Consider the following 20,418-nt stretch of genomic DNA (forward strand, 5'->3'; position numbering starts at 1 on the left):
TACGACCAATAAGGAGAATTTGCATGAGAAAGAAGCTCATCTGTCTGTTGGTGGCGGGGAGTCTGCCTGGCATGGCCTTCGCAGATACCACCAGCGACCAGATCAAGGCGCTGCAGGCCCAGTTGAATGCACTGCAAAAGGAGGTGAAGCAGTTGCGGGCCGAAGTCGCTACCAAGCCGAAGGCGGCCACGGCGGCAGTACCCGTGGCCCCAGCGGTAGCAGCCGCGCCAGTGGATATTTCGTCGCCTGATTATGGCCGCGCGCAGGCCACGCTGACCAACGACGAAGTCACCACGATGAAGCAGCAGATCGCCAATCAGCAACTGAAGGTGGACTCGCTCGAAGACGCGGCGCAGACCGGGCCGATCGCGGGCCTGTCGGTAACAGGCTATATCGATCCGACCTACATCTACAACCGCGCGCAAAGCAGTTCGTCGTTCCTGTTCGCGAACCACGAAAACGCGTACACGTACTACAACAGCACGTTCGGCGATCTGTACCTCGACATCAAGAAGACCTTCGGTGTCGGGCCGATGGCGCCGTCGGCGGAAGTCACGCTGATGCCGAACCGCGGCAACGGTATTACGCTGCTGCAAAACTCGCACGGCGACATCGGCAACAACATCCTGAACACGGCTGTCGTCAACGTGCCGTTGACGGCGACGACTACGCTCGTCACCGGTTTGATTCCGAGCTTCGGCGGTTATGAAGTGCAGCAGTCGAACCAGATGCTCACGCTCACGCACAACCTGCTGTATGACTTCTCGGACCCGGGCAGCTACGTCGGGATCGGCGCGAACTATACGAAGGGTGACTGGGCGTGGAAGTTCTTCCTCGGCAACGAACAGTACCGCACGTTCGGCGCGATCACGCAGACCGGCACCAATGCGCTGGGCGATCCGATCACCACCAGCAACAAGATTCCGAGCTTCACCGCACGCACCGACTACACGTGGTCGAGCGCACTGGATATCGGCGGCTCGTTCAATATTGGCCGTCAGACGCTGCCGAGCGCGATCAATGCGGATACGGGTGCGGTTTCCTATGGTGTAGGCGGACAGTCGCCTAGCTCGGGCGGTACGTTCTTCTTCACCGAAGCCGACCTGACCTACCTGCTCGCCGACGTGCAGTACAACGCCGAAATCGACTACGGTCAGCAGCAGAACGCGGCGTTCAACGGCGGCCAGGCGCAGTGGTACGGCCTGTCGCTGCTCGCGCACCGCAAGTTCAATCTGCCGATGCTGGGCCGCATGGGCATGACGGCGCGTTATGACGTGCTGGTCGATAGCAAGAATGGCGGTGGCGGTGGCGGCATTGCGCTGAATTCGAACGGCATGGACACGTCTAACGGTTTCGGTATCGGCGCGGACTGTCTCGCCGCTTCGAAGGCCGGCGGCGGCTTCGGCTTCGAGTGTAAAGGCGCTACGCGTCAGGACGTTGCACTCGATCTGCTGTTCTTCCCGACCCAGCAGATCACGGTCAAAGTCGAATATCGCCATGACTGGGCCAACAAGCAGGTGTTCCTGAAGAGCGACGGTTCGTACGGCAAGTCGAACGACCTGCTCGCGACACAGTTCATCTACTCGTTCTAACCCGTATTGCCTGACGCGCGGCCTGTTTGATGAAAGGCCGCGCATTCAGGCTCTTTTGTATTCGCGCCTATGCTCCGATTCTCGAATCAGTCACACGTCCCCTCGTATTACGCGGCCACCGCCAACGACGCCACTCGCCATCCCTCGCTAGAAGAAACGCTGAACGTCGACGTTTGCGTGATCGGCGCGGGGCTGACCGGCATTTCTACCGCTTTGAATCTGGCCGAGCGCGGCTATTCGGTCGTGGTGCTCGAAGCGTCGAAAGTGGGATGGGCGGCCAGCGGGCGCAACGGCGGACAGTTGATAGGTGGCTTTGCCTGCGGTATCGATACGTTCGCGAAGTTCATGCCCGAAGAAGACGTGAAGCGCGTCTGGGATATGGGCATAGAAACGCTAGACATCGTGAAGGAGCGTGTGGCGAAACACCGGATCGATTGTGATCTGAGCTTCGGTTATCTGACCGCCGCGAACAAACCGCGTGACGCCGATGCGCTGAAGCAATGGCGCGACGAAGCGCAACAGCGCTTTGGCTACGACAGCTTTCATTACGTCGATGCGGACGAACTCGGCAACTACGTGCAATCCGATCGCTATCTGGGTGGTCTGTTCGATGCGCAGAGCGGTCATCTGCACCCGCTCAACTACACGCTCGGTCTTGCGCGCGCGGCACGTGAAGCGGGTGTGCGCATCTTCGAAGATAGCTGCGTGAACGCGTTGCGTGAAGAAAACGGCCTGCAGGTCGCGCAAACTGCGCGTGGCAGTGTGCGTTCCCGATTTGTCGTGCTGGCCTGCAATACCTGGCTCGGCAAGCTCGCGCCCGACGTCGCGAAAAAAATCATGCCGGTCGGCACCTACGTCATCGCCACCGAGCCGCTCGACGCCGACCGCGCCGAAGCACTGATGCCCGCCAAAGCCGCCGTGTGCGACAGCCGTTTCGTACTCGACTATTTTCGCCCCGCGCCGGACAACCGCTTGCTATGGGGCGGCAAGGTCAGCTATTCGACGCTCGCGCCGCGCGACCTCGGCGAAGCGATGCGCCGCGATATGCTGAAGACCTTCCCACAACTCCACGATGTCAGAATCGACTATGCGTGGGGCGGTTTTGTCGATATCACGATGAACCGCGCGCCGCATTTCGGCCGCCACTCGCCTACCGTTTACTTCGCCCAGGGATTCTCAGGGCACGGTGTCAACACGACCGGACTCGCGGGCAAACTGATTGCCGAAGCGATCGACGGTCAGGCATCGCGCTTCGATCTGTTCGGCAAGATTCGTCACCGTGATTTTCCGGGTGGCGCTATGCTGCGTACCCCTGCCCTCGTGCTCGCGATGGCCTGGTATCGAATGAAGGATCTGCTTTGATGAATGCTTCGACTTTCCGCTTCAACTCGACTGTCTCGCTCGACCAGCGCGCCGATGCGCTGGTCGCCAACTCCTACTATGAAGCGAGCGCAACGCGCCCAGCCGCCGACGATCCAGTTCTGTCCGGCGCGCTGGAGGCCGATGTCTGCGTGATCGGCGCGGGCTTCTCGGGCCTGTCGGTGGCGCTGGAATGCCGCGCGCGCGGCATGTCGGTGATCGTGCTCGATGCACACCGGCCGGGCTGGGGCGCGTCGGGACGCAACGGCGGACAGACGCTCGTGGGATTCGCAAAAGACGATGTCATCGAGCAGCAACTCGGCAATGACGGCGCGCGCGCCGCGTGGGCGCTGTCGGTGGAAGGCGTGGCGCTGGTGCGCGAGCGTATCGCGCGGTACGGCATCGATTGCGACTTCACGCCAGGCTATCTGACGGTCGCGACCAAACCCAAACGCGTGCCCGATCTGCGTGCGTGGATGGAGTCGGCGTCGCGGCGCTGGGGCTACGACAAACTCGCCTGGCTCGATACCGACGAGATCCGCTCACGGGTCGCGTCGCGGCGTTACCTCGCGGGCGTCTACGATCCGCTGTCCGGGCATCTGCATCCGCTGAAATATTGCCTGGGCCTCGCTGACGCCGCTCGCCGTGAAGGCGCGCAATTGTTCGCGCATTCGCCGGTCGTCGAAGTGGTGAGAGGCACGCGTCCTGTCGTGCGGACAGCGGCTGGCGAAGTGCGCTGCCGGTTCGTCGCGGCTTGCGGCAACGCGACCATCGGCGACGTTTTGCCCGCAACCGTAGCCGCCCGGATCGCACCCATCGCGTCGTACATCGTCGCGACAGAACCGCTCGGCCAGGAGCGCGCCGATGCGTTGATCCGTCAACGCGAGGCAATCTGCGACAACAACTTCTTCCTCGATTATTTTCGTTTATCGGCGGACCATCGCGTGCTGTTTGGCGGACGCGCCAGTTCGGGCGGCGCATCGCCGATGCAACTCAGCGACCAGATTCGTCAGCGGATGATCGACGTCTTTCCGCAACTCGGCGATGTGCGGATCGACTACGCGTGGGGCGGTTTTGTCGACGTCACGCGTAATCGCGCGCCGGACTTCGGTTCGATCGATCCGAATTATTACTACGTACAGGGCTTTTCGGGGCACGGTGTCGCGTTGACGGGAATCGGCGCGCGCAGCGTGGCAAAAGCCATGGCTGGAGACGCCGGCACGTTCGACCTGTTCGCGCGATTGCGGCATGCGCGCTTTCCGGGCGGCCCTGCGCTGCGCGGTCCGGCACTGGAGCTTGGGATGATGTATCACCGGATCATGGAACTGTTCTAGAGCACTATCCGGCGCCGCGTGCACGGCTAACGCACGCGCGCCGCTCCGACGAGTCATCGCGGCAGTCTCCCGGTTTAAGACTTAAAAAAGCCCTTCTCCGTCACTCACACCGCTCCCTCCCCCTGTTTCGCCCCTGTGCCTGGCGTTTACCCGGAATCAATAATTTACCGACTATTTATCGATAAATTATCGTGTTAGATTTCGTCGCCCGTGCGGCAGAAACCACGCGGCAACGGATCGCCACGACATGGCAAGGAGAACGGGATGTGGGTTTTGATTGGCGTGCCGATCGTCGTACTCGGCTTCGCATTGCGTTTCAACGCGCTACTGGTCGTGACCATCGCGGGCATCGCGACCGGCGTGGCTGGCGGTCTGAATCCAGTGGAGATCGTCAGCGCATTCGGCAAAGCGTTCGCGGATAACCGCTACATGGGCCTCATCTGGCTCACGTTGCCGGTCATCGCGCTACTCGAACGCAATGGTCTCAAGGAACAGGCCAGGCACCTCATTTCACGCCTGCATGCCGCCACCACCGGCCGCGTGCTGATGCTGTATTTCGTGATCCGCCAGGTCACCGCCGCGCTCGGCCTCACGTCGCTCGGCGGTCATGCGCAGATGGTGCGCCCGCTCATCGCGCCGATGGCCGAAGCGGCCGCCGCGAACCGCTACGGCGAATTACCCGACGCGGTGCGCCAGCAGATTCGCGCGAATGCGTCGGCAGTCGACAACATCGCGGTGTTTTTCGGCGAGGACATTTTCATCGCGATCCAGTCGATCCTGCTGATCAAGGGCTTTCTCGAACAGAACGGCATCGTGGTCGAGCCGTTGCACGTGTCCGTCTGGGCGATCCCTACCGCCGTTGCCGCACTCGTGATTCATCTGATCCGCCTGATGCTGCTCGACCGTAACCTGTCGCACAAGATGAATGCACTGGGACGAGGTGCCGCGCGATGATGATCAAACTCGAATCCCTCTATGTTTTGGCCGGTTTGATGTTCGCCGCGTTCGCGCTGTTCAATCTGCAGGACCGCACGAATCCGCGCCGCGTCGTCAACTTTTTGTTCTGGGGCATCTACGCGATTACCTTCATGTTCGGCGGAGAATTGCCGCACTTCGTGATGGGCTGCCTCGCGATTGCGCTCGCGTTGATCGCCGGGTCCGGCAAACTCGGCAAAGGCAAAACGGACAGCACGAGCGAGGCGGCCGCCGCGCGCCGCGAAGCAAAAGCTCAACGCTTCGGCAACAAGCTGTTCATTCCCGCGCTGCTGATTCCGGTCATCACGTTGCTCGGCACGTTGACGCTGAAATACGCGCCTTTTGTCGAAGCGAAGAACGTCACGCTGATTTCGCTGGTATTGGGCACGCTGGTCGCGTTCGGCACCGCGCTGTTCATGTTGCGCGATTCGCCGGTGCACGCGTTGAAAGACGCACGACATACGATGGACACCGTCGGCTGGGCCGCGATTCTTCCGCAGATGCTGGCCGCGCTCGGCGCGTTATTCGCGGTGGCCGGCGTGGGCCATGTCGTTTCCGACCTCGTAAAAGCCTGGATTCCCGTCGACTCCGCCTTTGCCGTGGTCGCCGCCTACACGTTCGGCATGGCGATCTTCACGATGATCATGGGCAACGCGTTCGCCGCGTTTCCGGTCATGACTGCGGGCATCGGCCTGCCGCTGATCGTGCATCAGTTCAACGGCAACCCCGCCATTCTCGGCGCTATCGGCATGCTGTGCGGCTTCTGCGGCACTTTGATGACTCCAATGGCCGCGAACTTCAATATCGTGCCCGCAGCGCTGCTGGAACTGAAAGATCAGAATGGCGTGATCAAGGCGCAATGGCCGACCGCTTTGCTATTGCTGATCGTCAATACCATACTGTTGTACGCGCTTGTATTCCGCTTTTGATTCCGAGGAGCCGCCGATGACCCTTCAACTCACTCCCGAACTCGCGTCGCGATTCGCCAATCTCGCGCTCTCTCATCTGACGCGCGAATATCCGAACAAGCTGACGCATTCGCTCGCGGGGCCGCAGGACGTGCAGGGTCCGCGAGCGCTGCATCCGATTTTTTACGGCAGTTACGACTGGCATTCGTGCGTGCACGGCTACTGGCTGATCCTGCATCTGCTCGACCGTTTTCCGGATCTGCCCGAGGCGGCACGCATCGTCGCCGTGGTCGACGAGCATTTCACCGAGGCCAATGTTGCGGGCGAACTGGCGTATCTCGACCTGCCGCACAATCGTGGCTTCGAGCGGCCGTATGGCTGGGCCTGGCTGCTTGCACTCAGCGCGCAACTCAATTCGCTAAAACTCGCGGATGCCGCGCGCTGGTCGAAGATTTTTGCGCCGCTTACCGAAGCCTTTGTCGAACGCTTCGAGGAGTTCCTGCCGAAAGCGACCTACCCGTTGCGCGTCGGAACGCACTTCAATATGGCGTTTGCGTTGTCGCTCACGCTGGATTTCGCGCGTCAAACTTCGCGTGAATCGCTCGAAGCGTTGATCGTGAATACCGCCGAGCGCTGGTTTATCGACGACGTCGCGTGTCAGGCGTGGGAACCGGCCGGTGACGAATTCCTGTCGCCGTCGCTGATGGAAGCGGAGTTGATGCGCCGCGTGCTGCCGCCTGCGCAATTCATCGAATGGTTCGGACGCTTTCTGCCGGACCTCGGCGCGCAAAAGCCCGCAACCTTGTTCGAGCCGGTGACGGTCACGGACCGTACCGACGGCAAGATTGCGCATCTGGACGGGTTGAATCTGAGCCGTGCATGGTGCCAACGTTCGCTGGCGCGCGCGCTGCCCGCTGGCGATATCCGCAGGACGGTGCTATTCGATACCGCCGAACGTCATCTGCAAAGCGCTTTGGCGCATGTGGCCGGCGACTATATGGGCGAACACTGGCTGGGCACTTTTGCGACGCTGGCTCTCGAAGCGTGATCGAAACGTAATTCAAATGCTCAAAAAAACGAGGCCTCGCATGGAGGCCTCGCCATCGCTAATCGCCGTTCGGGCGATTACTTCGACTATTACTGGTCCGCGACCTTCTTCGGCTTCGGCGGCGCCTGAACCTTGTTGTACTGGAACTGCGGCGTGGCCTTCAGCGCGTCTTTGGTAGCGCCGGCCAGATAGAAATTGCCGCCGCGAATGTCCAGCGCGGCGATCGGCACCGCAACGTCATGCGACGCCACGCCGAGGAAGCCGCCCGCCGACACGATCGCTGCCGACAGCGAGCCGTCCGGTGCAACCACCAGATCGCGCACCGTACCGATCTTCTCGTTCTGGTCGTTGTACACGGTCTTGCCGAGGATGCTCTTCTTCACGCTCCAGCCGTTCAACAGCGCGGTGGACTGCTCGACCGTGACGCTCAGCGGCTGCGTGCCCGCGACTTGCGCGTGAGCACCCAGGCTGGTTGCTGCTACCGCGACGACAACAAATAATTTGCCCAACGTCATTTCGTTCACTCCGTTCCTGAGGGGTTTGACCGGCGCGCGTTCCGCGCCAAATAAATCGTTGCAGCACGATCATACAGACTGCACGCTGCGGCTGCAGTAAGGGGGGCATACCAACGACCACGCCCCGGCGACACGGCCCGCCTGATGCCACGAACACGCTCACCGCCCGGCACGCATGGCGGTAAAATCGCACCAGGCGATGATGCCTGTTTAGAGGTGGCGGTTTGACAGAGCTTGAGCAGGGTTTCATTCTGACCCGACACTGGCGGGACACACCCGCCGGCACCGAAGTGGATTTCTGGCTGGCAACGGACAGCGGGCCTCGTCACATCCGTCTGCGGCCCCAGCCTTCGGTGGCCTTCATTCCCGTCGAACATCGCGAGCGCGCCGAAACGATCCTGCGCCGCGAAGCGCCACTCGATCTGCGTCCGCTCGAACTGTGCGACTTCCAGCACCGGCCGGTCATGGGACTCTACTGCCCGCAGTACCGGCAACTGACAGGCTTCGATAAACGCCTGAAAAGCGGCGGCGTCGATGTCTACGAAGCCGATGTCTTCCCGCCCGAACGCTACATGATGGAGCGATTCATCACCGCGCCCGTGTGGTTCAGCGGTGAATCGCAGAAGCACGGCCCGTTGCTCAACAGCGAACTGAAACCGGCCAGCGGTTACCGTCCGCCGTTGAAACTGGTGTCGCTCGACATCGAAACCAGCGCGCACGCCGAGCTTTATTCGATTGCACTCGAAGGGTGCGGGCAGCGTCAGGTGTACATGCTCGGGCCACCGAACGGCGACGCAGGCGCAATCGACTTCGCGCTCGAATACTGCGAAACCCGTGCACAGTTGCTCGAAAAACTGAATACGTGGATGGAGCGGCACGACCCCGATGCGATCATCGGCTGGAATCTGGTGCAGTTCGATTTGCGCGTGCTGCAGCAGCATTCCGAACAATATCGCGTACCGTTGCGGCTCGGACGCGGCGGCGCGGTGATGGAATGGCGCGAGCATGGTCTGACGCAGAATCATTTTTTTGCGGGCGCAGCGGGACGTTTGATTATCGACGGCATTGAAGCGCTGCGTTCCGCGACGTGGAGTTTTCCTTCGTTCAGCCTCGAATATGTCGCGCGCTCGGTGCTCGGCGAAGGCAAGTCGATCGACAATCCGTATCAGCGCATGGATGAAATCCAGCGCCGTTTCGACGAAGACAAACCGGCGCTCGCGCAGTACAACCTGAAAGATTGCGAACTCGTCACGCGCATCTTCGCGAAGACGGAGTTGCTGCCGTTTCTTCTGGAACGCGCCAGCGTGACCGGTTTGCCCGCGGATCGCAGCGGCGGATCGGTTGCCGCATTCACGCACCTGTACATGCCGCGTATGCATCGGCTCGGTTACGTCGCGCCCAATCTCGGCGATGTAGCCGGTGCGGCGAGCCCCGGCGGTTTCGTGATGGATTCGCGTCCCGGTCTCTACGATTCGGTGCTGGTGCTCGACTACAAGAGCCTGTATCCGTCGATTATCCGCACGTTTCTGATCGATCCGGTCGGCCTCGTGCAAGGCATGTTGAAACCGGATGACGACCACTCGGTACCAGGATTTCTCGGCGCACGCTTTTCGCGTCTCAACCACTGTCTGCCGTCGATCGTCGGACAGGTCTGGCAAGGCCGGGAAACGGCCAAACGCGAGAACAACAAGCCTTTATCGCAGGCGCTGAAGATCATCATGAACGCCTTCTATGGCGTATTGGGCTCTACCGGCTGCCGCTTTTTCGACCCGCGTCTCGCGTCGTCGATCACGATGCGCGGCCACGAGATCATGCACAAGACGCGCGAATTGATTACCGCTGCGGGTTATGAAGTGATCTACGGCGACACCGATTCGACTTTCGTCTGGCTGAAACACGCACATAACGACGAAGACGCGGGCCTTATCGGCCGCGCGCTGGTCGAACATATCAATGCATGGTGGAAGCAGAGTCTGCGCGAAAGGTTCGGGCTCGACAGTGCGCTGGAATTGCAGTTCGAGCGGCATTATCAGCGCTTTTTCATGCCCACGATTCGCGGCGCGGAGGAAGGCAGCAAGAAGCGCTACGCGGGTCTCACCGTTTTGCCGGACGGCACGGAAGAGATCGTCTACAAAGGACTCGAAACGGTACGCACCGACTGGACGCCGCTCGCGCAGCAGTTTCAGCAGGAACTATACAAGCGCATTTTCAAACAGCAGCCGTATCAGGACTATGTTCGCGACTATGTGCGCGACACGCTGGACGGCAAGCTCGATGATCAGTTGGTGTATCGCAAACGTCTACGCCGATCGCTAGGCGATTACGAGCGCAATGTTCCGCCTCATGTTCGCGCGGCCCGTGTCGCCGACGAATTCAACCAGCGGCAGGGGCGCCCTTTGCAGTACCAGAACGGCGGCTGGATCAGCTACGTGATGACAGTCACGGGGCCGGAGCCATTGGAAACACTGCGCTCCGCAATCGACTACGAACACTATTTGACGCGGCAGTTGCAACCCGTCGCCGATGCAATCCTGCCACTACTGCGCGATGACTTCACGACGCTGATGTCGGGGCAACGGCAGTTGTTCTAGCCGCCTTCTCACGATGGAGAAGACGGCGTTTGGACTACTGCTGCGTGTCGTACAGCCGATACCCGCTTAACGATGAGCGGAATTGATCATGCGGCTATTTGTTCGGTTCAGGCAAAGTCGGCTCGCAGTTTTGCCTTCAGGCTGAGCAAATCGCTTTCGTGCATTTGCAGGGAATCTTGCAGAGAGCTCGCGCGTTGCATCAATTGTTTGATCGACGCATTGCACTGCCCCACAGCATGACTGGACAGTTGCACGATGTGCTGTTGAATCGCTTTGCCGAGCGCGGCATGAAGGCGCTGATAGTCGACACCAACCACTTTGCGTATCGGGCCCGACGTCGTATCGGATTCGATCACGATATCCTCGAATTGCGCATCTTCACCTGGCTCGATTCCGGCCGCGCTGGCCTCCGGCTCAATGACGTAATCGCCCAACCGCTGATTCACTTCGCACGAAAACGAAGCAGTGACGGATTGCGACAGGCTATTGCAGATTGCGTTGACATCGCGCGTCGCCGAATGTTGTTCCAGCAAATCGGGCAACGCCGCTACCACACTGCGCCACACCGATCGAATGATGTGTTCCTGCTGTCGTTCGAGATCATCTAGCGCCGCCGCCGACAACGACTGCAATTGCGCAAGCATCGACATTGCGTCGACACATAACGTCCCCAACACGTTCTCTTCCAGATGATGCAGAAACATCTCGGCCAGCTTGCGCCGCTTATACGCGAGCGTCGCCTCGGCGACATCGAGAAGCGCGTCGTAAAGCCTTTCGAATCCCGACTCGATCATTGCTGCCGGTGTTTGATTTTGCGCACGCGCGAGGTATGCAGAGATCGACACAGGAGATTTCAGCAGACTGGTCGACACGCCCATTGCTACGAGTTTTTCCTCCGCGCGGGCCTTGACGTCGTTCTCCTGTTCGGCGCGATTCTGCGCACTTTTACCGCGCAGACACTTTCGAATTTCACCGTCGATCTCGTCCTCTTCGTACACGTCGCTTCGCGTGACGACCGGCAAAAGCGGCTTGTTCCGATGCAGTTCACGGCCGAGTTCGTCCAGTTCCTGCACCTGCCCCGGTGACGTGGAACTGGTCAGCCACAACACACCGTCGGCGCTATCCGTGAAGCGTTGGGTCAACGCCGCGTTGTCGGGTGTCGCGGAATGCAGACCCGGTGTATCGACGAGCACGAGTTTTCCGCCGAGACACACGCCTTGCATTCGTGCCGTGGTTTCCGTGACGCCTTCACTGAAACGCTCCGGGGTCGCGACGATACGACCGCCATCCAGATAGAAATATTCGACCGTCTTACTGTATGCCGCAAAGCGATCGGCGAGAAAATTGCAGAATGAACTCTTCCCCGCGTTGAACTTGCCGAAGACCAGCAGCAGTGCTTTGTCGTCGAAAGATTCGGCCAGCGCCTGGGCCGGTTTCAGATTGGCCCATTGCTGCGCCCATGCAGGCACACTATTTCGCAGCAACGTGTTGGTGGCTTCTGCGAGCGTCGCCAATGAGTTGTGCTGCGTCAATCCGGCACTCGTGAGGTGCTGCAATTGCAGAGTGGTAGTGAGTCGCGCGAGCCAGTCTTCGAGCAGATGCAGGATGGTCTCGAGTTCGCTGTCGATGAACTCGAATGCATCGACATCGGCGATGAAGCGTTGCTCGCTGGTCACGTCCGCCTTCATGCGAATGCCTCCAGCGAGTGCAATGCGGACAACGCATTACCGCAAGCGACGACCGTCGATTCGACATCCGCGATTTGCGCCGCCAGCGCTTTTCTGTCCGCAGACAACTCGTAGTAGCGAGTGAAATCACGCTGCATCCGCTCCCTGCCAGCAGGCTCGCAGAACATCCTGCGCAGGTCTTTGCGAAACTTGACCGACACGCCCATCACCGCAACCATCACGGAGTTGAGTGCGCGCGCGACGGTTTCCTGCTCGACGGGCAATCCAATGACGCCGTGCCCGGCCAGAAAGCTGTCGATTGCGATGCACGCGCGCGAGTAAGCGATCTGGATGTGCGCGCGTTCCAGCTTCCCGGCGGTGATCGCGTACGCATCTTTCGCGGAGTCCGGGATGATCGCGTGGTCAGTTCCGAGCGCATCCAGCATGGCCTCGATATCGACGCTCACTTTGCCGATCACGCCTTTCAGCCCTTCCGAGAATTCCAGTTGCTGGCGACTCTGTAACTGGATCAACGCATCGCGCGTCTGGTTCTGCACGGCGAGAAGCGCTTCGAGTTCTGCGCGGATTTCGCCGAACAGCAGCGCGGTTTCATGCACTCGCGCTTGTGGCACACGAGCAAGTGCCGCGTCGAGCAGGACGCGCAACGACGGCATGCCGCTTTTCTCCAGCATCAGCTTTTTGCCCTCGTCCGCCCCTTTGCGATGGCGCACCGCCGACACGGCGTGCAGCGTCATGCCCGGCAATTGCGCGGCAATCGTGTTGCCGACTTTCTGCAACTCTGCGTCGTCGGCCAACTGATCGATCTGCGAAAGCACGAACAGGGTCGCCCGTTGCGTCCGGTCACCGTCGGCGTGCAGTTCGTCGAGCAATGCCAATTCGCGGGCGTCGAGTTCGCCCTCTTTGGCAGCATGCACGAACAGGCGAATATCCGCCTTCAACCACGCGGCGTGAAAAGCGTGGCGGTCGTCTTCGGTGCCGACGTCTGCATCGAGACCCGGAGCGTCGAGCCAGCGCACGCTGTTATGAACGTTATCGGCGAGTCTCACCGTTTCTCGCCTGTCGGCCACCGAAAAAATGTCGCGGCCGATCAGTTCGTTTAGCAGGCGACTCTTACCGTGGTTGTACTTTCCGATGACGGTGACGATGGGTTTACCGTTCTCGATCAACGTGACGAGACGCGTGATGTCGTCAGCCCGGCCGGGCAAAACAGATATCACATCGCGAGTTGCCTGCTTGCGAATTTCGTCAGACAAAGCGCACTCCTTCGCTTATCGCCACCTGTCGTCTCCGGTTTATTGTTCAATCTCGACGCTTCACTTATGTCAGCCTCGTTCAGCCCGTATCGCCACCGGCCACCGGCAATACCGTACCCGTGATATACCCCGCTTCGTCCGACGCGAGAAACAGAATCGGCGCGACCTGTTCGTCGATACTGCCATAGCGCTTCAAAAAGGTGGAATCGGTCACCTGTTTTACCGCTTCGCCCATCCACCTTTTTTCCTGCTGACTATCGCCGGCGCTGTTGCGCGGCACGCGTCGCGGCGGCGCATCGGTCCCGCCTGGCGCCGTGGCGACCACGCGAATATTGTGCTCCGCGTATTCCATCGCGAGCGACTGGGTCATCGCATTGACGCCACCCTTGGCTGCCGAATACGGAACGCGTCGAATACCGCGCGTCGCATTCGACGACACATTGACAATCGTTCCACCACCCCGCTTCAGCAGATGCGGCAACACCGCATGGCACGCATACAGCGTCGGCATCAGCGAGCGGCGAATTTCCGCGTCGATCTGCGCGGGCTCGAATTCGGCAAACGGGCGCATGCGAATCGCGCCGCCCACGCCGTTGATCAGAATATCGATGCCGCCAAACCGGCTCGCCGCAAACGCCATCGCCGATGCCGCGCCTTCGTAGGTTTCCAGGTCGGCGACGATACCCGCTGTGTCGGCCGTATTCGCTTCAGCAGCCACTTCGCCGACGAAATCCGCGCGATCGACGAACAGCACCTTCGCGCCCTCGGCAGCCGCACGCAACGCCACACCACGGCCGATGCCCTGCGCCGCCCCGGTCACGACCATCACCTTGCCCGCGAATCGTTGCACGCTCATACGGCCGCCGTCGCTGCATTGGGTGTGAACTTCTCATAGTGGAAGCTGTTCGGCTTCACGCCGGTGTCGTCGAAATGCTTGCGCACGGCATCGACCATCGGCGGCGGCCCGCACAGATAAACATCGACGTCACCGTCGTTCAACGCTTCGGCCGGCATGTGCTGCGTGACCCAACCTTTGCGCGGGTGTGACGATTGCGCATCGGCGACGACCGTGCTGAAACTGAAATTCGGCAGCCTCTCTGCGTAAGCTTCAATGGCGTCGACCTGCACCAGATCGAGATCGCGCGTCACGCCGTAAATCAGATGAACCTTCTGCTGTGCATGAGTGCGTGCGAGTACTTCCAGCATCGACAGAAACGGTGCAAGGCCCGTGCCGCCCGCGAGAAACAGCAATGGCCGCTCCACGGTGCGCAAATAGAAACTGCCGAGCGGCCCGGTCAACTCGACCTGGCTGCCCGGCTGCGCCGATTCGAGCCAGGTGCTCATCACGCCGCCACTGATTCGCTTGATCAGAAAGCTGATTTTCGACTCGCCCGGCGCCGACGAAAACGAATACGAGCGATGCTGCCCGCTGCCTGGCACGTCGATATTCACGTACTGCCCCGGCAGGAATACTGGCGCTGCTGTGTCCACGTCAAGTTCGAGTACGACCGCCGCGTCGTTGTGCTGCTCCACCTTCGAAACTGTCGCGGCGAATTTACTCTGCGCGGTTTTGCAAGCCGTTGAAGATGCCGGCACCGCGATCACACAATCGCTTTTCGGCACCATCTGACACGTGAGGACGAGCCCGCTGTCTTTCTCGTCTTCGCTCAGCGCGTCTTCGATATAGTCATCGCCGAGATCGTAACGCCCGCTTTCGGCGCGGCATTTGCAGGTGCCGCACACGCCGTCGGAGCAATCCATCGGCAGGTTGATCTTCGCGCGAAAGGCGGCGTCGAGTACTTTTTCACCCGCTTTGCAGGTGACGAAGCGGGTCACGCCATCTTCGAAATTCAGTGCAATGTTGTAGCTGGACATCTTGCCTCCTGGTCTTCCTGTTTCCTTCAGATACCCGTTATCAAACGTGATAAACGTCGAGCACCTGGCGGATATAGTCGTTCTTCAATACGATTCGCTTGTACGAAATCAGCAGGGCATCGTCGACCTTTCGCAGCGTGACGAACATCGTGCCGAAGAACTGATCAGTGCTTTTATACCGATGGCTGAGCGTGTTGAAGTTGTAGCGCACGTCCACTTCGTTATCGCGCGCAGCCAGCACCTCAACGTTGGTGACGTTGTGGCTGGTGCGCGGCTCGGGCATCGAAGCACCGCTTCGTTCGGTCTTGATGCGAAACACGCGGTCTTCCAGGCCGCCGCGATCCGGGTAGTACATCAGCGAAATCTGGCTCTCGTGGTCGTCGGTGAGCCGATCGTCGTCGTCCCATGCCGGCATCCAGTAGGTGACGTCTTCGGTGTAGCAGGCGAGCCAGTCGTCCCATTGACGGTCGTCGAGCAGACGCGCTTCGCGATACAGCATCGCGCAGATTTTCTGGTAGTCGAAGCTCATGCCGGCACCTCCGCGTGTTCTTTTTTCAGCGCGTCGCGCATGACATGTACCCAGTATTCGTGCTGGCAGACGAACAAGCCTTCGTCTTCGCTGCGCTCGCCGGAAATGCGCGGCTTCAGACCCATCGTCTTCGCATTCGCGTCCGCGCCTTCGACCCACAACGGCGCGCCGCGCGACAGATCGTTCCACAGCGCAGTAGTGCCCGCATAACCGGCCTGGCAGGCGCGAAATTCTTCGAGATCGTCGGCGGTGCCCATACCCGAGACGTTGAAGAAATCTTCGTATTGACGGATGCGGGTCGCCCGGTCGGCTGCGCTCTCGCCCTTCGGCGCAAAGCAGAAAATACTGACTTCCGTCTTGTCGACGCTGATGGGACGCACCACGCGAATCTGCGTGCTGAACTGGTCCATCAAAAACACATTCGGATACAGACACAGGTTGCGCGTCTGGTTGACGATGAAATCCGCCTGCACCTCGCCCACGCGCGCCTTGATCTCGTCGCGGTATTGATAGACCGGCCGCACTTCCGGGTTCATCGTTTTTGTCCACAGCAGAATGTGGCCGTGGTCGAAGCCGTACACACCGGCCACCGATTTGCTCCAGCTATTCGCATCCACGGCCTTCGTGCCGTCGACCTTGCGACGGTCCATCGTCGCGGCATAGTTCCAGTGCACGGTGCTGACGTGGTAGCCGTCGCAGCCGTTTTCCATCTGCATTTTCCAGTTGCCGTCGTAGATATACGACGAATTGCCGCGCAATACTTCGAGTCCGTTGGCGGCCTGATCGACGATCTGATCGATGATCACTTTAGTCTCGCCGAGGTAGTCTTCCAGCGGCATCGCGTCCGCATTCAGGCTGCCGAACAGGAAGCCGCGATAGCTCTGGAAGCGCGCGACTTTCTTCAGATCGTGTGAACCGTTGGTATTGAATTGCACCGGATATTCAGTGGTTTTCACATCTTTCACTTTCAGCAGCTTGCCGGTATTGGCAAAACTCCAGCCGTGAAACGGACACGTGAAAGTGCCTTTATTGCCGTGCTTCTTGCGGCACAGCATCGCGCCCTTATGCGCGCATGCGTTGATCACCGCGTGCAGTTCGCCGGTCTTGTCACGCGTGACGACGATTGGCTGGCGGCCAATCCATGTCGTGTAGTAATCGTTGTTCTCGGGAATCTGGCTCTCATGCGCGAGATAAACCCAATTGCTCTCGAAGATATGTTTCATCTCGAGTTCGAACAGATCGGCGTTGGTAAAGATGTCGCGGCGGCAACGGAATACGCCGTTTTCCCTGTCATCCTGAACGGCGGTATTCAGCAGTTCATCCAGCTGCTGGGCTTTGTCGATAGTGGCAGACATAAGTGTTCTCCCTACGCGTACTCCTCACGGAGCACGCGCATCGGTGTAGAAAAAAATGGGCGGAGAATTGAGCGGCAGCAGGGGTACGACGGTGCAGCCGCGTGAGCGCGTCGGACGCTCAGGCTGTCGCGGACGCGCGCAGACGATTGACGAGCTGGTTGTCCTTGCCCTGCACCAGCGGCGTCAACCCGATGTTGAACTCGATTTCCTTATACGCGTCGGCCTTCATGCCGAGCGCCAGGCCGCCGGTCTTTTCAACGACGTGCGGAATCAGATCTTCACGGGTGGCGTACGCGAAGTCGTCCCAGATCAGCGGATCGCCTTCGATGTTGATCTGCGTGGTCAGCTTGCGGTATTTGTCGCTGGTGGCGAAGAAGTGAACGTGCGCGGGACGGTTGCCATGACGCGCCAGCACGTTCAGCAACTGCTGCGTCGCGCCGTGCGGCGGGCAGCCGTAGCCGACCGGCATCAGCGTGCGGAATTCGTACTTGCCGTCGGCACCCGTGCTCACCGCGCCACGCAGATTGAACTCGCTCTGCGCGCCCGTCGGGTCGAAATGCGAATAGAAGCCCTTCGAGTTGGCGTGCCAGCATTCGACCACCGCGCCCGCGACGGGCTTGCCGTCAGGACCCGTCACCGTGCCGCGAATGACCAGCGGTCCTGCATCCTCGTCCGGGTTGACGTCGAGCTTCGCTACGCCGTCACGCACCGGTGCGCCGGCGACGTACAACGGACCTTCAATCGTACGGGCCGTGCCGCCGATGATGTCGGCGGCCTTGTCTTCGGCGTCCATCCGGATGTCGAGGAATTTTTCCAGACCGAGACCGGCGGCGAGCAACGCGGCTTCGCCGTCCTGGCCCAGCTTGTTGAAGTAGTGGACACCCGCCCAGATTTCATCGGGCGTCATGTCGAGCTCGTCGATGGCCTTGAACAGGTCGCCCAGCAGGCGATTGACGATCTGCTTCGCGCGAGCATTGCCGTCCTGGCTTCCGAGGTTGGCAGCGGCCTTCAACAGGTCCTGCACTTCCTTCGTATCGAACACTTTGACGCTCATGTCTGCTCCTGAATCTCTATTTATGGTGGGGGTTAACCCTTGATCCGGCACACGCTTAGATATGTCTGAAAGGTATAATTGGGTGCTGAAACAGAGTGTGAATGCAGAATAATGGACAGTACAAAGCCGCGTCCAACACTGATTTGGTATCGGGCTATATCCAGGAGGTATTGAAATGGAACTGCGGCATCTTCGTTATTTCGTCGCGGTGGCCGAGGAACGCAATTTCACGCGTGCGGCGCAGCGGCTCAACATCGCGCAGCCGCCTTTAAGCCGTCAGATCCAGCAACTCGAAGAGACGCTCGGCGTCCAGTTACTGGAGCGCAATTCACGTCCGCTGAAGCTGACGGAGACCGGCAAGTTCTTCTACTCGCATGCCGCCCAGTTGCTCGCGCAGACCGCCGATCTCGAATCCATGACCCGCCGTGTGGGCAATATCGAGCGGAGTCTGTCGGTCGGGTTCGTCGGGTCGACACTGTATGGAATGCTGCCAAAAATCATCCGGCGCTTTCGCGACCAGAATGCGACCGTCGAGTTGAGCCTGCACGAAATGTCGACGATGGACCAGATCCGGGCGCTGAAGGACGGCCGGATCGACGTCGGTTTCGGCCGTATCCGGCTGGAGGACCCGAACATCCGCCGGGTGATTCTCCGCGAAGAGAAGATGATCGTGGCGTTGCCGGAGGGCCATCCGCTTTCCACGGCGAAACCCGTTGTGGCCCTGCGCGATCTGACTAACGAAACGCTGATCATTTTCCCGAAGTCGCCCCGCCCCAGTTACGCGGACCAGGTGCTCGCGGCCTTTCACGACCGCGCGCTGAAGCCGCGCAAGATTTACGAAGTGCGCGAATTGCAGATCGCGCTGGGACTCGTGGCGGCGGGCGAGGGCATTTCCATTGTTCCGAGCAGCGTGAACGGCCTCAAGCGCGACGACGTGAGCTACAAGGAACTGGACGACCCGACGCTGGTGTCGCCGATCATCATGAGCATGCGCGCGCTCGACGAATCGCGCGACATCCGCGAAATGCTCGAACTCGTGTACCGACTGTACGAGGAAGAAGATATCCCCTACACAGCTCGCGTCGAGCGGGCTCCGTGACTGCCGCCATACCTCTGCGGTATCGCACTAGACGTTAATGGTGTTGGACAGCCGATTATTGCGCGGGCAATACTGCAGCAACTCATCCACTCCGTCACCCAAGGTATGAACCCGCAAATCACCTCCGTCGAAGCGATTCTGGTCGATCTCCCGACCATTCGCGCGCATCAGCTAGCCATGGCGACGATGCAGCAGCAAACTCTCGTCATCGTCCGGCTGCGTTCCAGCGACGGCATCGAAGGTCTTGGCGAAGCCACCACGATCGGCGGGCTGTCGTACGGTGACGAGAGTCCTGAAGGCATCAAGCTGACTATCGACACCTACCTTGCACCGGCGGTCATCGGCCAGGACGCGACCAATATCAACAGCGCGATGCTCAAGCTGAACAAGGTCGCGAAAGGCAACCGCTTCGCCAAATGCGCGATCGAAACCGCTTTACTCGATGCGCAGGGCAAACGCCTGGGCGTGCCCGTATCGACATTGCTGGGCGGCGCTGTGCGCAAGACGCTCCCCGTTCTCTGGACGCTCGCGAGCGGCGACACGCAACGGGATATCGAGGAAGCGGAGACGCTCCTCGCCGAACGCCGCCATAACACGTTCAAACTGAAGATCGGCCGCCGCAGCGTGCGTGACGACGTCGCTCACGTATCGAAGATCAAGGCGGCGCTCGGCGATCGCGCGAAGGTCACGGTCGACGTGAATCAGGCCTGGAGTGAAGTTGACGCGACGCTCGGCATCGCGGCGCTCGAAGCCGCCGGCATCGACCTGATCGAGCAGCCGACACCTCGCGAGCAGCGCGGCGCGCTCGCGAGGCTGGCCGCGCGCTTCATCGTGCCGATCATGGCAGACGAAGCCGTGACCGGCCCGGAAGACGCGCTCGAACTCGCACGCGACGCATGTGCCGACGTGTTCGCGTTGAAGATCGCGAAGTCTGGCGGTATCTACGGAATGATGCGCGCAGCAGCTATCGCGGATGCGGCAGGTATCTCGCTGTATGGCGGCACGATGCTCGAAGGCAGCATTGGATCGATTGCGTCGGCACATGGATTCTGCGCGCTGCCGCAACTTGCCTGGGGTACCGAACTATTCGGGCCGCTGCTCGTGAAGGACGATATCGTCACGGCGCGGCCGCAATATCGGGACTTCGACCTTCATTTGCCGGAGGGTCCGGGCCTGGGTCTTCATATCGACGAAGACAAGCTCGCCTTCTATCGTCGCGACAAGAAAAGCTGACTGCCACTAG

17 protein-coding genes are annotated in these 20,418 nt (G+C 60.2%); 9 read left to right on the top strand and 8 right to left on the bottom strand.

Annotation, left to right across the window (positions count from 1 at the left end; translation table 11 throughout):
- Nucleotides 1-23: 23 nt before the first annotated feature.
- The 6 genes from ABH945_RS16640 to ABH945_RS16665 all read left to right on the top strand — a co-directional run bounded on the left by ABH945_RS16640 (nucleotide 24) and on the right by ABH945_RS16665 (nucleotide 7,216).
- Complete coding sequence (locus ABH945_RS16640) at nucleotides 24-1,592, top strand: DUF3138 family protein (RefSeq protein ID WP_074769436.1); 1,569 nt, start codon at nucleotides 24-26, stop codon at nucleotides 1,590-1,592.
- A gap of 69 nt (nucleotides 1,593-1,661) precedes the next feature.
- The gene (locus ABH945_RS16645) at nucleotides 1,662-2,954 is read left to right on the top strand and encodes an NAD(P)/FAD-dependent oxidoreductase (protein ID WP_429251219.1); all 1,293 of its coding nucleotides are present in this window, start codon (nucleotides 1,662-1,664) and stop codon (nucleotides 2,952-2,954) included.
- Nucleotides 2,954-4,285 (top strand): NAD(P)/FAD-dependent oxidoreductase, encoded by a 1,332-nt coding sequence (locus ABH945_RS16650; RefSeq protein WP_429251220.1) that lies wholly within the window; start codon nucleotides 2,954-2,956, stop codon nucleotides 4,283-4,285. The genes ABH945_RS16645 and ABH945_RS16650 overlap by 1 nt, the downstream gene beginning before the upstream one ends.
- Before the next feature lie 264 nt (nucleotides 4,286-4,549).
- A complete protein-coding gene (locus ABH945_RS16655) occupies nucleotides 4,550-5,239 on the top strand; it encodes a DUF969 domain-containing protein (RefSeq protein ID WP_429251221.1) in 690 nt (229 codons plus the stop codon).
- Entirely contained in the window at nucleotides 5,239-6,189 is a 951-nt protein-coding gene (locus tag ABH945_RS16660) for a DUF979 domain-containing protein (RefSeq protein WP_074771161.1), read from the top strand. Before ABH945_RS16655 ends, ABH945_RS16660 begins: the two co-directional genes overlap by 1 nt.
- A 16-nt stretch (nucleotides 6,190-6,205) precedes the next feature.
- Entirely contained in the window at nucleotides 6,206-7,216 is a 1,011-nt protein-coding gene (locus ABH945_RS16665; protein WP_074769444.1) for a DUF2891 domain-containing protein, read from the top strand.
- Nucleotides 7,217-7,305: 89 nt separating this feature from the next.
- Here ABH945_RS16665 and ABH945_RS16670 read toward each other — a convergent pair whose 3' ends face one another.
- Nucleotides 7,306-7,731, bottom strand: a complete 426-nt coding sequence (locus tag ABH945_RS16670; protein ID WP_074769446.1) for a PRC-barrel domain-containing protein — start codon at nucleotides 7,729-7,731, stop codon at nucleotides 7,306-7,308.
- A 224-nt stretch (nucleotides 7,732-7,955) separates the two neighbouring features.
- Between ABH945_RS16670 and ABH945_RS16675 the strand changes: the two genes are divergently transcribed.
- Nucleotides 7,956-10,322, top strand: coding sequence for a DNA polymerase II (locus ABH945_RS16675; protein WP_429251222.1), 2,367 nt, complete (start codon nucleotides 7,956-7,958; stop codon nucleotides 10,320-10,322).
- Between the two features lie 107 nt (nucleotides 10,323-10,429).
- Here ABH945_RS16675 and ABH945_RS16680 read toward each other — a convergent pair whose 3' ends face one another.
- The 7 genes from ABH945_RS16680 to catA all read right to left on the bottom strand — a co-directional run bounded on the left by ABH945_RS16680 (nucleotide 10,430) and on the right by catA (nucleotide 18,076).
- Nucleotides 10,430-12,010: a GTPase gene (locus ABH945_RS16680; protein WP_429251223.1), complete on the bottom strand. Its 1,581-nt coding sequence runs from the start codon at nucleotides 12,008-12,010 to the stop codon at nucleotides 10,430-10,432.
- The gene (locus ABH945_RS16685) at nucleotides 12,007-13,263 is read right to left on the bottom strand and encodes a GTPase (protein WP_429251224.1); all 1,257 of its coding nucleotides are present in this window, start codon (nucleotides 13,261-13,263) and stop codon (nucleotides 12,007-12,009) included. The genes ABH945_RS16680 and ABH945_RS16685 overlap by 4 nt, the downstream gene beginning before the upstream one ends.
- A gap of 79 nt (nucleotides 13,264-13,342) precedes the next feature.
- Nucleotides 13,343-14,119 (bottom strand): benzoate diol dehydrogenase BenD, encoded by a 777-nt coding sequence (gene benD, locus ABH945_RS16690; RefSeq protein ID WP_429251225.1) that lies wholly within the window; start codon nucleotides 14,117-14,119, stop codon nucleotides 13,343-13,345.
- Complete coding sequence (benC, locus tag ABH945_RS16695) at nucleotides 14,116-15,138, bottom strand: benzoate 1,2-dioxygenase electron transfer component BenC (protein ID WP_429251226.1); 1,023 nt, start codon at nucleotides 15,136-15,138, stop codon at nucleotides 14,116-14,118. The genes benD and benC overlap by 4 nt, the downstream gene beginning before the upstream one ends.
- Before the next feature lie 40 nt (nucleotides 15,139-15,178).
- On the bottom strand, nucleotides 15,179-15,667 hold the full coding sequence (gene benB / locus ABH945_RS16700) for a benzoate 1,2-dioxygenase small subunit (RefSeq protein WP_074769470.1): 489 nt from the start codon (nucleotides 15,665-15,667) through the stop codon (nucleotides 15,179-15,181).
- Entirely contained in the window at nucleotides 15,664-17,022 is a 1,359-nt protein-coding gene (locus tag ABH945_RS16705; RefSeq protein ID WP_074769472.1) for a Rieske 2Fe-2S domain-containing protein, read from the bottom strand. Before ABH945_RS16705 ends, benB begins: the two co-directional genes overlap by 4 nt.
- 118 nt (nucleotides 17,023-17,140) lie before the next feature.
- On the bottom strand, nucleotides 17,141-18,076 hold the full coding sequence (gene catA, locus ABH945_RS16710; RefSeq protein ID WP_429251227.1) for a catechol 1,2-dioxygenase: 936 nt from the start codon (nucleotides 18,074-18,076) through the stop codon (nucleotides 17,141-17,143).
- A gap of 175 nt (nucleotides 18,077-18,251) precedes the next feature.
- Here catA and ABH945_RS16715 point away from each other — a divergent pair, with 175 nt between their 5' ends.
- A complete protein-coding gene (locus ABH945_RS16715) occupies nucleotides 18,252-19,175 on the top strand; it encodes a LysR family transcriptional regulator (RefSeq protein ID WP_429251228.1) in 924 nt (307 codons plus the stop codon).
- 105 nt (nucleotides 19,176-19,280) lie between these two features.
- Nucleotides 19,281-20,408 carry a muconate/chloromuconate family cycloisomerase gene (locus ABH945_RS16720; RefSeq protein WP_074769478.1) on the top strand — a complete coding sequence of 376 codons (1,128 nt, stop codon included), beginning with the start codon at nucleotides 19,281-19,283 and terminating at the stop codon, nucleotides 20,406-20,408.
- Nucleotides 20,409-20,418: the final 10 nt, after the last annotated feature.

Source organism: Paraburkholderia sp. GAS333 (assembly GCF_050435665.1).
GTDB classification, from domain to species: Bacteria; Pseudomonadota; Gammaproteobacteria; order Burkholderiales; family Burkholderiaceae; genus Paraburkholderia; species Paraburkholderia fungorum_A.

Coding starts and splice junctions, on each gene's coding strand:
- ABH945_RS16640 (WP_074769436.1), top strand. CDS start 24: ATGAGAAAGAAGCTCATCTGTCTGTTGGTGGCGGGGAGTCTGCCTGGC.
- ABH945_RS16645 (WP_429251219.1), top strand. CDS start 1,662: ATGCTCCGATTCTCGAATCAGTCACACGTCCCCTCGTATTACGCGGCC.
- ABH945_RS16650 (WP_429251220.1), top strand. CDS start 2,954: ATGAATGCTTCGACTTTCCGCTTCAACTCGACTGTCTCGCTCGACCAG.
- ABH945_RS16655 (WP_429251221.1), top strand. CDS start 4,550: ATGTGGGTTTTGATTGGCGTGCCGATCGTCGTACTCGGCTTCGCATTG.
- ABH945_RS16660 (WP_074771161.1), top strand. CDS start 5,239: ATGATCAAACTCGAATCCCTCTATGTTTTGGCCGGTTTGATGTTCGCC.
- ABH945_RS16665 (WP_074769444.1), top strand. CDS start 6,206: ATGACCCTTCAACTCACTCCCGAACTCGCGTCGCGATTCGCCAATCTC.
- ABH945_RS16670 (WP_074769446.1), bottom strand. CDS start 7,731: ATGACGTTGGGCAAATTATTTGTTGTCGTCGCGGTAGCAGCAACCAGC.
- ABH945_RS16680 (WP_429251223.1), bottom strand. CDS start 12,010: ATGAAGGCGGACGTGACCAGCGAGCAACGCTTCATCGCCGATGTCGAT.
- benD (WP_429251225.1), bottom strand. CDS start 14,119: ATGAGCGTGCAACGATTCGCGGGCAAGGTGATGGTCGTGACCGGGGCG.
- benC (WP_429251226.1), bottom strand. CDS start 15,138: ATGTCCAGCTACAACATTGCACTGAATTTCGAAGATGGCGTGACCCGC.
- benB (WP_074769470.1), bottom strand. CDS start 15,667: ATGAGCTTCGACTACCAGAAAATCTGCGCGATGCTGTATCGCGAAGCG.
- ABH945_RS16705 (WP_074769472.1), bottom strand. CDS start 17,022: ATGTCTGCCACTATCGACAAAGCCCAGCAGCTGGATGAACTGCTGAAT.
- catA (WP_429251227.1), bottom strand. CDS start 18,076: ATGAGCGTCAAAGTGTTCGATACGAAGGAAGTGCAGGACCTGTTGAAG.
- ABH945_RS16715 (WP_429251228.1), top strand. CDS start 18,252: ATGGAACTGCGGCATCTTCGTTATTTCGTCGCGGTGGCCGAGGAACGC.
- ABH945_RS16720 (WP_074769478.1), top strand. CDS start 19,281: ATGAACCCGCAAATCACCTCCGTCGAAGCGATTCTGGTCGATCTCCCG.